Origin of the sequence: Stappia stellulata (genome assembly GCF_020176715.1) — a bacterium.
Taxonomy (GTDB): domain Bacteria; phylum Pseudomonadota; class Alphaproteobacteria; order Rhizobiales; family Stappiaceae; genus Stappia.
Map to the genome: position 1 here is coordinate 219,022 of NZ_JAIVMF010000002.1, position 12,036 is coordinate 231,057.

General features: G+C 66.2%; 8 protein-coding genes. 6 read left to right on the forward strand and 2 right to left on the reverse strand.

The window, feature by feature from the left end:
- Positions 1–60: 60 nt before the first annotated feature.
- Complete coding sequence (locus LC092_RS04015) at positions 61–531, reverse strand: peroxiredoxin (protein WP_224805149.1); 471 nt, start codon at positions 529–531, stop codon at positions 61–63.
- Between the two features lie 199 nt (positions 532–730).
- Between LC092_RS04015 and LC092_RS04020 the strand changes: the two genes are divergently transcribed.
- The 6 genes from LC092_RS04020 (at position 731) to LC092_RS04045 (ending at position 10,830) form a co-directional block, all read left to right on the forward strand.
- Complete coding sequence (locus LC092_RS04020; RefSeq protein ID WP_224805150.1) at positions 731–4,000, forward strand: AsmA-like C-terminal domain-containing protein; 3,270 nt, start codon at positions 731–733, stop codon at positions 3,998–4,000.
- Between the two features lie 229 nt (positions 4,001–4,229).
- On the forward strand, positions 4,230–5,612 hold the full coding sequence (locus LC092_RS04025; RefSeq protein ID WP_224805151.1) for a class II 3-deoxy-7-phosphoheptulonate synthase: 1,383 nt from the start codon (positions 4,230–4,232) through the stop codon (positions 5,610–5,612).
- Between the two features lie 219 nt (positions 5,613–5,831).
- Positions 5,832–6,338: a response regulator gene (locus LC092_RS04030; protein WP_224805152.1), complete on the forward strand. Its 507-nt coding sequence runs from the start codon at positions 5,832–5,834 to the stop codon at positions 6,336–6,338.
- Positions 6,339–6,448: 110 nt separating this feature from the next.
- Positions 6,449–8,137 (forward strand): NAD+ synthase, encoded by a 1,689-nt coding sequence (locus tag LC092_RS04035; RefSeq protein ID WP_224805153.1) that lies wholly within the window; start codon positions 6,449–6,451, stop codon positions 8,135–8,137.
- 65 nt (positions 8,138–8,202) lie between these two features.
- Positions 8,203–9,459, forward strand: coding sequence for an MFS transporter (locus tag LC092_RS04040; RefSeq protein ID WP_224805154.1), 1,257 nt, complete (start codon positions 8,203–8,205; stop codon positions 9,457–9,459).
- Between the two features lie 9 nt (positions 9,460–9,468).
- The gene (locus tag LC092_RS04045) at positions 9,469–10,830 is read left to right on the forward strand and encodes a glutamate--tRNA ligase (protein WP_224805155.1); all 1,362 of its coding nucleotides are present in this window, start codon (positions 9,469–9,471) and stop codon (positions 10,828–10,830) included.
- On the opposite strand, the gene LC092_RS04050 is transcribed toward LC092_RS04045, so the two are convergent.
- Positions 10,793–11,974 (reverse strand): DUF2865 domain-containing protein, encoded by a 1,182-nt coding sequence (locus tag LC092_RS04050; protein WP_224805156.1) that lies wholly within the window; start codon positions 11,972–11,974, stop codon positions 10,793–10,795. The genes LC092_RS04045 and LC092_RS04050 overlap by 38 nt on opposite strands.
- Between the last annotated feature and the right edge of the window lie 62 nt (positions 11,975–12,036).

Genomic DNA, 12,036 nt, shown 5'->3' on the forward strand with positions numbered 1-12,036 from the left:
CGAGGAGGGCGGACGCGCCGAATGGCGCATCCGCGACACGGTGTCAGTCGCGACGGGGCTTCAGCCGAGCGCCTTGACCGCGTCGAGCACGGCTTCGGCGTGGCCGGGCACCTTCACCTTGCGCCAGACGTTTGCGATCTTGCCATCGCCGTCGATCAGGAATGTGGAGCGTTCCACGCCCATGTACTTCTTGCCGTACATGTTCTTTTCGACCCAAACGCCATAGGCGGTCGCGACCTCGGTCTCGGTATCGGCGGCCAGGATCACGCCGAGGTCATGCTTGGCCTTGAACTTGTCGTGTTTGGTGGCCGTGTCGGGCGAGACGCCGATGACCGTCGCGCCGGCGGCCTTGAAGTCCGCGCCAAGTCCTGTGAAGGCGATGGCCTCCTTGGTGCATCCCGGCGTGTCGTCCTTGGGATAGAAGTAGAGCACCACCTTGCCGCCCTTCAGGCCGGATAGGCTGACATGTCCGCCGCCGTCGGTTTCCAGATCGAAGTCCGGTGCCGGGCTTCCGACTGCAATTTCGCTCATTTGCCTTCCTTTCGTCACGAGTTGGGGGAACAACAGTCAACGTGTTACGCGGTCGTCACGAAAGCGGATGCCGACCGGAGCAAAGCGCGTTCGACAGACCCCAATAGGTAGTATGCTGCTGCGCGATTCGAGCCATTGACGGCTGCCTCGAACAAGGACCAGACCCCTGTATAGAAGGTTGATCCGCCGCGATAAACCCTTGCGCGCGACGCTGCGCCGGCGCCGCGCCAGATGGGTTGTGCCGTCGATCATCCTGCTCGCCTTTCTCGCTGTCTCGCTCGCAGGCGGAGCGTTCTATCTCGCCCAGGGACCGGTGTCGGTTCCACAGCTTGCGCGGGCGATCGAGGAACGTGTGTCCACCGACGAGGCGCAGCTGACGATCGGCGTCGCCACGGTGGATGTGTCGCGCGGACTGCCGGTGCGAATCGAGCTTGAGAACGCCGCGATCGAGATGCCGGGCCCCAGTCCCGTCACGCTGATCCTGCCGCGCATTTCGGCCCCGCTCGACCTGTCGGACGCCATGCGCGGCGAGGTCGTTCTCGAAGAGGTGGTGCTTGAACAGCCGAAGCTGCAGATCCAGCCGACCGGCACGACGCCGGGCGAGGTGCCCGACATGTCGGCCCTTGCAGAGGCAGCCGACAGGCTCGCCCGTCTGGCGCTTGCGCAACTGTCGGCACGCGGCATCCAGCGGATCGAGATCGTGTCGGCGGAGGTGGTCGCCTATGCGGGGCAGACCTATCGCACCAGCGGGATCGACGCGGTCCTGCGCCGCGAGGGGCAGGACACGCTGCAGATGGAGACGGAAGTGGCCGGCCGCATGGGGCGGTGGCGCGCGAACCTGCGCCGGAGCGTCGACCCCGGCTCCGGCGAGCGGCTGCTCGGTCTCGACATCAAGGATGTGACCCTTGGCGAGTTCATGCCGCTGGAAACGCAAATGCGCGCCGGCCGGGGGCTCGGGATTCCCGTGCGCATCCGTCTGGACACCAGCCTCGACAAGGACGGCGGGTTCATTTCAAGCCGCGCAGGCCTGTCCGTGTCGCCGGGGTGGATCAACACCGGCCGGACCGTCGTCAGCTTCGACCGTTTCGACCTCCAACTGGTCTGGGAGGCGGGGCGCCCCGGCTTCCGGGTGGCGCCATCGGTCTATGCGCGGGGAAACACCGTCGTCCCCTTTGAGGGGATGGTCGAACCGCCGCGCGCCTGGCAGGAGCTATGGTCGTTCCAGCTTGTGTCGCGCAACGGGCGGATCGGCCCGAGCGATGTGCCGGGGCCGCCGTTTGCGATGAATGCGCTTGCGGTCGAGGGGCGTGCGGACCTGATGCAGCGCGAGCTGCATTTCGACAATATCGCCCTGCGCTCGGGCACAGCGCAGCTCGACGGCGCCGGATCACTGAAGATCGCGGCGGACGGGCCCTATCTCGCGCTGGCCATGGAAAGCGGACCGATGCCGCTTGCCACCTTGAAGCGGATCTGGCCGATCACCGTCGCGCCTCCTGCGCGCGCCTGGGTGATCGAGCACATGATCGACGGGCGGGTGCTTGGCGGCAGCGCGACGGTGGCGTTGCAGCCGCCGGCCTTCGATCATCTCGATCCCGATCCGGGCTGGTCGGGCGACGACATGCAGATCGAGATCGCCTTCGACGATCTCAGCCTCAAGACCGTGGGTACGGTGCCCGTCGCGCAGGGCCTTGCAGGGCGACTCGAGGTGGCGAACGAAATTCTCACGGTCACCTCCGACCAGGGCGTGATGGTGGTGCGCCCTGACGAGCAGCTTAGCATCGAGAAGATCGATTTCGCCATTCCGGACCTGCGTAAAAGCGGGGTCAAGACCGGCGATCTCGCGTTGACGCTTGCCGGACCGGCCGCGTCGCTCGGCGGTGTTCTCGACAGCAAGCCCTTCGAGGTCCTGTCCAAGAACGACGTCACGCCAGACGATCTCGGCGGAGGCGGCTCGCTCTCGCTGACCGCCCGCTTTGCGCTCGAAAAGGACGTTCCCCTCGAAGAGGTCGACTGGACGCTGAAAGGCGAACTCAAGGGGTTTTCCAATGCCGTTGCGATCCGCGGCCACAAGATGCGGCGCGCGGACCTGTCGTTTGAGGTCGATCCGGGCCGGATCGCACTGACCGGGCGCGGAGAGCTCGACGGCCTGCCCGCCAACATCGACCTTGTGGTCCCGCTTGGCGACGGGGAGGAATCCTCCGTTGCCGCCCGTCAGGGGGTCGTTATCGACGCGACCGCGGCGCAGCTTGCCAGTCGCGGCATCGATCTGCGCGATTTCGTCTCCGGCCAGATGCGGCTGTCCTCCGACGAGACCGCCAGCGGGCAGACATACGAGATCGACCTGTCGCGGGCGAAGATCAGCCTGCCCCAGGTCGGCTGGAGCAAGAGCCCGGGCGTTGCCGCCAAGGCGAATTTCACGTTGGCCGAGGTCGATGGCGGTCGCGAGGTGCGCGGCTTCCAGTTGACGTCGGAGGGCGTCGACATTGCCGGCACCATTGCACTCGACGCGAAGGGGGGCTTCACCAGCGCCCAGTTTTCGCGTTTTTCCCTGCGGCCGAGCGATGACGCCACCTTGCGGGTGTCGAAGCGCGGCAACCAGGTGGTTGCCGACCTGCGCGCGCGGCGTTTCGATGGTCGCGGCCTGCTTTCCAGTCTCGCCAATGGTGACGCCTCCAGGCGCGGCGGGGAGGGGGGCGCGCTCCGGGTTCAGGCAACGGTCGACCAGATGACCGGGTTCAACGGCGTCAACGTCACCAATGTGTCGCTCAACCTGTCCAGCATCGGCGGAGAGATGCGGGCCTTGTCGCTGAGCGGGCAGACCGGCGGCAGGGCGGCGTTCAATTTCACAATGTCCGGCAAAGACGCCGACCGGGTCCTGTCCGGGTCGATGCAGGACACCGGGGCGCTGCTGCGCTTCGCCAACCTCTACGAGCGCATGCGCGGCGGCGCGGGTGTCCTGTCGGTAGCGATGCCGTCGAACGGAGCCTGGAACGGTCGCTTCAAGGTCAAGCGTCTGTCGATCACCGAGGATCCGGCGATCCGCGCGCTTGCGCGCGCGCCCGACATGTCCGATCCTGACCGGCGGCGCCGGGCGGGGCTGACGGGCTCGGCACAGCGCGGCGAGGCGTCCTTCAATGCGCTCGATCTGGTGTTCCAGCGTCAGGGTGACATGCTCACGATCACCGACGGCACGCTCACGGGCGCGACCATTGGCGGCACCGTGAGCGGCCAGGTCAATCTCGAGAGGCGTCTGCTCGACCTGACCGGCACCTTCGTTCCCGTTTTTGCGCTCAACAACCTCTTCGCGAAAATCCCGATCCTCGGTTTCGCGCTGGGCGGGGGGACGGATGAGGGTCTGATCGGCGTGACCTTCAAGCTCACCGGGCCGATTGCCGATCCGGTGCTGACGGTGAACCCGGCCTCGGCGATGGCGCCGGGGATCTTCCGGAAAATCTTCGAATACCGTTGAAACGATCGACGCAATTCGCGCAAGGGTTGCAATCTTCCCTTACGTCATGGCATGGGCATTAGGTATGGCCTCGCCGCGTGGTCGCGTGTATAACCCCAGCCGGTCTGGCGCGGGCGGTTGCGTCACGCCGGTCAGTGCGGTCGACGGGTGAACCGCAACGCGGATTTTTGAACAGGGCAGCGGCGCGCCATCGTCACGCCGGTGCCGGAATTGTGCGGGAGTTGGAACTATGGCGCAGAATTGGTCACCTGACAGCTGGCGGTCGAAACCGGTCGTGCAGGTTCCCGACTATCGCGACGCCGAGGCGCTTGCGACGGTCGAAAGCCGCCTGTCCGACTTTCCGCCGCTGGTTTTTGCAGGTGAGGCGCGAAAGCTGACCCGTCAGCTCGCCGAAGTCGGTGAAGGGCGCGGGTTCCTTCTGCAGGGCGGCGATTGCGCCGAGAGCTTCGCCGAACACCATGCCGATCACATTCGCGATTTCTTCCGCGTGTTCCTGCAGATGGCGGTTGTTTTGACCTATGCCTCGTCGCAGCCGGTGGTGAAGGTCGGGCGCATCGCCGGCCAGTTCGCCAAGCCGCGCTCGTCTCCGATGGAGAAGAAGGGCGACGTGGAGCTTCCCAGCTACCGCGGCGATATCGTCAATGACATCGAGTTCACGCCGGAAACGCGCGAGCCGGACCCGCAGCGACAGATCATGGCCTATCGCCAGTCCGCGGCGACGCTGAACCTGCTTCGCGCCTTCGCCCAGGGCGGGTTCGCCAATCTCGACCATGTGCATCGCTGGATGCTGTCCTTCGTCAAGGACAGCCCGCAGAGCCACCGCTATCAGGCGCTTGCCGACCGCATTTCGGAAAGCCTCGACTTCATGCGGGCCTGCGGCATCGATCCAGACACGGCGCCGCAGTTGCGCTCGACCGATTTCTTCACCAGCCACGAGGCGCTCCTGCTTGGCTACGAAGAAGCGCTGACGCGTGTCGACAGCACCTCCGGCGACTGGTACGCGACCTCCGGCCACATGCTGTGGATCGGCGACCGCACCCGCCAGCCCGACCATGCGCATGTCGAGTTCTTCCGCGGCATCAAGAACCCGATCGGGCTCAAGTGCGGACCGAGCCTGACGCCGGACGGTCTGCTGGAGCTGATGGATACGCTCAACCCGGACAACCAGGCCGGTCGTCTGACGCTGATCTGCCGTTTCGGCGCGGACAAGGTGTTCGAGCATCTGCCGGCTCTGGTGCGGGCCGTGGAACGCGAAGGCCGCAAGGTGGTTTGGTCGTGCGATCCGATGCATGGCAATACCATCACCGCCAACGGCTACAAGACGCGTCCGTTCGACCGGATCCTGCGCGAGGTCGAGGCTTTCTTCGCGGTGCATCGCGCCGAAGGCACCTATGCGGGCGGGATCCATGTCGAGATGACCGGCAAGAACGTCACCGAGTGCACCGGCGGGGCGCGCGCCCTGACCGCCGACGATCTGGCCGATCGCTATCACACCTATTGCGACCCGCGCCTCAATGCCGAACAGGCGATCGAGCTTGCGTTCCTGGTTGCCGAGAACGTGCGCAAGGAGCGCGACGCCCGGTCCGCGGAGCGCCAGGCCGCCGCGAGCTGATACGTCCCTGCGGGCACGCATCGCACGGCATCTGTTGAACGGTCGGCATTGCCGGCCGTTCGCTCATCGGACGTTGGTCGGTCCGCAGTTTCGCCGGCTGCCGGTCACATCTGTGTGAGCTGCAGTTTATCCGGCGGCAAAGCCTCTATTTTTAAAGGAAATATTGAAGCTCTTTCGTCTAGACTTTTCCAACGCCAATCGGGAGGGGACCGAGACGGCATGCATATTGACCTTTCGGACGTGTCGATTCTCGTGATCGACGACAATTCCCATATGCGCTCTTTGTTCCGTGCGATCTTGAACGGTTTCGGCGCGCGCAAGATTTTCGAGGCCGGCGACGGATCAGATGGCCTGGCCGTTGTCGTCGACCGCAAGCCCGACGTGGTGATCTGCGACTGGGTGATGGCGCCGCTGTCGGGAGGCGAATTCCTGTCCATTCTGCGCGGGGATTCAGACGAATTCGTCGCCACCACGCCGGTGATCATGGTCAGCGCCGACGCCCGCAAGCCGGTGATCCTGCGCGCGCTCGAATTGGGCATCCACGAGTTTCTCGCCAAGCCCGTTTCGCCCGCGATGCTGTATCAACGTCTCTACCGGGTGTTGACCGAGCATCGGCCGTTCGTGCGCAAGGGCAGCTATTTCGGCCCGGTGCCGCGCAGCAGCATGCCGCCGCCCGCCGCTGCAGCGCCGTCGGGTCCGGCGCAGCAGGACATGGTGTTCCTTTAGGGGTGGCATCACGAAGGATGTCTGCGCCCGGTCCCGCGCGGACCGCGCGACCCTTGCATCAACCGTTCAGGGCACTGGACCGTGGTGCAAGAGCGGGCTAAACCGAAGCCATGACAGACGCTTCCATCCCGCCTCGCGCCGACCGGCTCCGCCTCGCCATTGCACAGTTCAATCCGACGGTGGGCGACATCGACGGAAACCTCGCGCTTGCGCGCCGGGCGCGGGCGCAGGCCGCCGCCGCGAATGCGGATCTCGTGTTGTTGTCCGAGCTGTTCCTGTCCGGTTATCCGCCGGAAGATCTCGTCCTCAAGCCGGCCTTCGTTGCCGCCTGCCGCGCCGCGCTCGATGCGCTGGTTGCCGACACCGCCGACGGCGGGCCGGGGGTGATCGTCGGTCTGCCCTGGCGCGAGGGCGACAAGCTGCACAATGCGGTGGCCCTTGTCGACGGCGGGCGGATCGAGGGCGTGCGCTTCAAGGTCGATCTGCCCAATTACGGCGAATTCGATGAAAAGCGCGTCTTCCAGTCCGGGCCGCTTCCCGGGCCGGTCGGATTTCGCGGCATCCGTCTCGGTCTTCCCGTGTGCGAAGACGCCTGGTCGGACGAGGTCTGCGAGTGTCTTGCGGAGACCGGCGCGGAGCTTCTGCTGGTGCCCAACGGGTCGCCGTTCCATGCCGGCAAGCCGGAGGTGCGGCTGCAGGTGATGGTGTCGCGCGTTGTCGAGACCGGCCTGCCGCTGGTCTATTGCAACCAGGTCGGCGGTCAGGACGAACTGGTGTTCGACGGCGCATCCTTCGCGCTGCAGGCCGACCGCAGCCTGGCGTTCCAGATGCCTGAGTTCGCCGAGGCGCTGGAGGTCACCGACTGGCAGCGGGACGGCGACGGGGTCTGGGCCTGTGTTCGAGGGCCGGCTCACGCGCTGCCTGACGCGGATGCAGCGCTCTGGCACGCCTGCGTGCTGGGGTTTCGCGACTACGTCGAGAAAAACGGCTTTCCCGGTGTCGTTCTCGGGCTGTCCGGCGGGATCGACAGCGCGGTCGTTGCCGCCATGGCGGTGGATGCGCTGGGACCCGAGCGGGTGCATTGCGTGATGCTGCCTTATCGCTACACATCGCAGGAAAGCCTCGTCGATGCCAAGGCCTGCGCCGATGCGCTGAAACTGCGCTACGACACGGTGGGCATCGCCCCGGCCGTCGAGGGCTTCCAGGCGGCCCTGTCGGACCTCTTTGCCGGCACCGAAAGCGGGGTGACGGAGGAAAACATCCAGTCGCGTGCCCGCGGCGTCGTCCTGATGGCGATTTCCAACAAGTTCGGCCACATGGTCGCCACCACCGGCAACAAGTCGGAGATGTCGGTCGGTTATGCCACGCTGTATGGCGACATGAACGGCGGCTTCAATCCGATCAAGGATCTCTACAAGACGCGGGTCTACAAGCTTGCCGCCTGGCGCAATGCCAACCGCCCTGACGGCTTGCTCGGACCGGACGGCGAGGTCATCCCGACCAACATTCTCACCAAGGTGCCCTCGGCCGAGTTGCGGGAAAACCAGACCGACCAGGATTCGCTTCCCGACTATGAGATTCTCGACGACATTCTCGAATGTCTGGTGGAAAAAGAGATGTCGGTCGGCGACATCGAGGCGCGCGGCCACGACCGCGCGCTCATCCACCGGATCGAGCACCTGCTTTATGTTGCGGAATACAAGCGGCGTCAGTCGGCGCCCGGCGTGAAGATCACCCGCAAGAATTTCGGCCGCGACCGACGCTATCCGATTACCAACCGGTTCCGCGATCGCAGTTAGGCGGACCCGAAGGTCCTGCAAGTCCTGCGGTGCCCCGGCGCATTTTCGTGCGGAAAGACGGTGCAATGTCCTATTTCGCCTTCGTTCGGGAGAACCTGCGCTGGCTCCTTGCCGGGCTGCTGCTGACGTTTTTCTCCAGCTTCGGCCAGACGTTCTTCATCTCGCTCGTCGCCGGCGACCTGCGCAGCGCGTTCGGCTTGTCGCACGGGGCGTTCGGCGGGCTCTATATGGCGGCGACGCTGCTGTCGGCCGCTTCCCTGACGGTCATCGGCAAGGTCGTCGACACGCAGCCGCTGGCGCTGGTCTCGGCGGCGATCGTCATCGGGCTCGCGCTGTTTTCCGTCGGCATGGCCAGCGTTTCCTCGGTCGCGATGCTTTTCGTTGTGCTCTACGGCCTGCGGCTTTTCGGGCAGGGCATGATGACCCATGTGGCGATGACCGCAATGGGGCGCTGGTATGCGGCGCAGCGGGGGCGGGCGGTCTCCATTGCTGCTCTTGGCATCCAGTGCGGAGAGGCGTCTCTTCCGCTCGCTTTCGTCGCCGTGTCGGCGGTTGTCGGCTGGCGCGGGGCCTGGTGGCTCGGCGCGGCCGCCCTTGTCGTTGTTGCCCTGCCGGCGCTCTTGTTGCTCTTGCGGGTCGAGCGCATTCCGCGCGGACAGAGCACCCCTGACGATGGGCCGGAGATCCTGCGGCACTGGACCCGCCGCGAGGTTCTGCGCGATCCCGCGTTCTGGATCATCTCTGCCGGCACACTTGCACCGCCCTTCATCGGCACCACGATTTTCTTCAACCAGGTCTATCTGGTCGAGCTGCGTGGCTGGACGATGGAACTGTTCGCCTCCGCCTTCGTTGCCATGTCGTCCATGACGATCACCTGTGCGCTGCTGGCCGGCTGGCTGATCGACAGGTTTACGGCGGTGCGCGTTCTGCCCGTCTTCCTGCTGCCGCTCGGCGCGGCCTGCGTGCTGCTCGCCACGGTGACGGCGCCCTGGGCCGCCTTCGGCTTTATGGCGCTTCTCGGGGTCAGCTACGGCTTCAGTTCCACTTTGTTCGGGTCGCTCTGGCCGGAAATCTACGGCACGCGCCATCTGGGGGCGGTTCGCTCCGTCACGGTGGCGATGATGGTGCTGGCCTCCGCCATCGGTCCCGGGCTTACCGGCAGTCTGATCGATCTCGGCGTTGCCTATGAAACGCAGATCCTGGCCATGGCCGGATACTGCTTCGTCACGGCGATTGCGATGGCCATCGTCTCCAGTCGCGTTCGCCGGCGTTTTGTGTCCACCGCGATCCCCGGCATTGCCGGGCGTTCGTCCTCCCGCTAAGACAGGCGCATGACCGTAACCGTTCGATTTGCTCCCTCTCCCACCGGCTTTCTCCATATTGGCAACGCTCGTCCGGCGCTGATGAACTGGCTCTTCGCGTTGCGCGAGGGCGGCCGCTTCGTGCTGCGCTACGACGACACCGACCGCGAACGCTCGACCGCCGAATTCGCGCAGGCGATCGGCGAGGATCTCGCCTGGCTCGGCATCCACCCGCATGAGAGCTTCCGCCAGTCTGAGCGGATCGCGCAGTATGATGCGGCGGCGGAGCGGCTGCGCGCCGCAGGGCTCCTTTACCCCTGCTACGAGACGGCCGACGAACTGGAGCGCCGGCGCGGGCGCGCACGCGCGCTCGGTCGTCCTCCGGTCTATGATCGCGCAGCTCTGAAACTTTCCGACGAGGACCGCGCCGCCCTTGAAGCCGAGGGGCGCAAGCCGCATTGGCGCTTCCTGCTGCCCAACCACGACGGCGATCCCTTCGTCACGCGCCGCACCGAGTGTAGCTGGTCGGACCTGTGCCGGGGCGAGCAGACCATCGATCTTGCCTCGCTCTCCGATCCGGTGCTGATCCGCGCCGATGGCACCTATCTCTACATGCTGCCCTCGATCGTCGACGACATCGCCTCCGGCATCACCCATGTGATCCGGGGCGAGGACCATGTCGCCAACACGGCCGTGCAGCTTGCAATCTTCACGGCGCTGGAGGCGACGCCGCCGGTCTTTGCGCATCACAACCTGCTGACCACCGTCTCGGGCGAGGGGCTATCGAAGCGCAAGGGCGCGCTGTCGCTGCGCTCCCTGCGCGAGGCGGGCTTCGAGCCGATGGCGGTCGCCTCGCTTGCGGTGCTCAGCGGCACCAGCCACGTAATCGAGCCGGCGGAGACGATGGCCGCGTTGGCCGACATGGTGTCGCTCGCCGATGTCTCGCGTTCGGCCGCCAAGTTCAATCCGGACGACCTGCGCCCGCTCAACGCGCGGCTGGTGCACCGGTTGCCCTTCGACGCCGTGGCGGATCGCCTTCAGGCGCTGGGTGTTGCCGGAGGGGCAGCGTTCTGGGAGGCGGTGCGGGAGAACTGCGAAACCGTCGGCGATGCCGCGCGCTGGTGGCGCGCCGTCAGCGATCCCCAGCCGATGGCGGTCGAGCCGGAAGATGCCGACTATCTCGCGCGCGCCGCCGAACTGCTTCCGCCGGACCCGTGGGACGATACCACCTGGGGGACGTGGACCGGGGCGCTCAAGGCGGAGACCGGGCGCAAGGGCAAGGCGCTGTTCCTGCCGCTGCGCAAGGCGCTGACCGGCGAGGCGCATGGTCCGGACATGAAGGCGTTGCTGCCGCTTATTGGGCGACGAAATAGCGCGGCCCGACTATCCTGACGTTTTCCCTGGGCTGAACGGCGGCGGGTGCGGTTTGCACCTCCTGCTCGTTTTCCGTCGCGACCGGGCTCTCCGACGGCGCGGGCGTTCCGCCCAGGACCGGCAGGCGCATGGTCGCCGGCTGGGGGGCGAAGCCAAGCTCGACATTCATCCGCGTGTCCGGATCGGCGCCGTCTGGAACGGACGCGCTCGGCGTCAGGGTCGCCAGCGTGTCGCGCAGCGCATCGATGCCGAGACCGCCCGTGCTTTGCGCGGCGACCGCATCACCGCTGCGGATCAGGCTCGCCATGCTCTGTCGCCCGCCCGGTTTCGGCTGGCAGCCGCAGCCCGACACATAGGTTTCGCGAAAGCGGTAGGCGTTTGGCAGGTCTGTGTAAGGCTGGCCGTCGACGCTGACCAGATTGTCGACGGTCTCGCCCGGATTGCGATGCACGAAGAGCTGCGCCTCGGCACCCGGGCACATCGACCGGCAGATCGCTGTGTCGCGGCCGAATCCCTCGCTGCCGGTTGAAAAACTCACAGGAAAATAGAAGCCGTCGCAGGTGCGCACGCACATGGTGCGATAGGTCGGGCCCGAGGGACGGCTCGTGGTGAAATCCGGCTGCGCGCTGGTGATCGTCACCGTGGAACGCGTTGCGGCCGGCGTCGAAGATGCGCTTGTCACGCTGTTGCCCGGATCGTCCCGGCGACCGATGCCGAAGAGGGCGAGCAGGCCGCCGCCGCTGTTGGCTTCGCGCGGCCGGTCGCATCCCTGGCTGGCGAGCGTGCGCTCAAGCTGTCGCTTGCGCCGCGTCTGGTCGGGACGTGCCCGACGATCGCGCTGGCGCTCGATCTTGGCGAGATTGGCGCGCATGCGCTTGATCTTGCCGGTCAGCGCCTTGCAGGAGCCCGCCGCCGCGGCGCCATTGCATCCCAGATGGCGGGCATCGCGTTCGGCAAGGCCGAGGGCGGCTTTTTGCTGCTTGGCGGCCTTCGACCATTTCCGGTACTCGGGCGATTGCGCGCTGTCGGCGGATATGCGGGAGATTTCGGCGCGAAGCGCGCTGCAGCTCGCCGCCTGCGCCGGTGACGAAGCGACAAGCACCGCAACGCCCGCCAGGACGGCAAGGCTCGCGTTGCGTGCAAATGCATACGGTCCCGTCATGCCTGATCCGTTTGCTGCGGCGGCGCCCGTCGCGCCCGCCTGCCATCCCGTCGCCCGCGCGT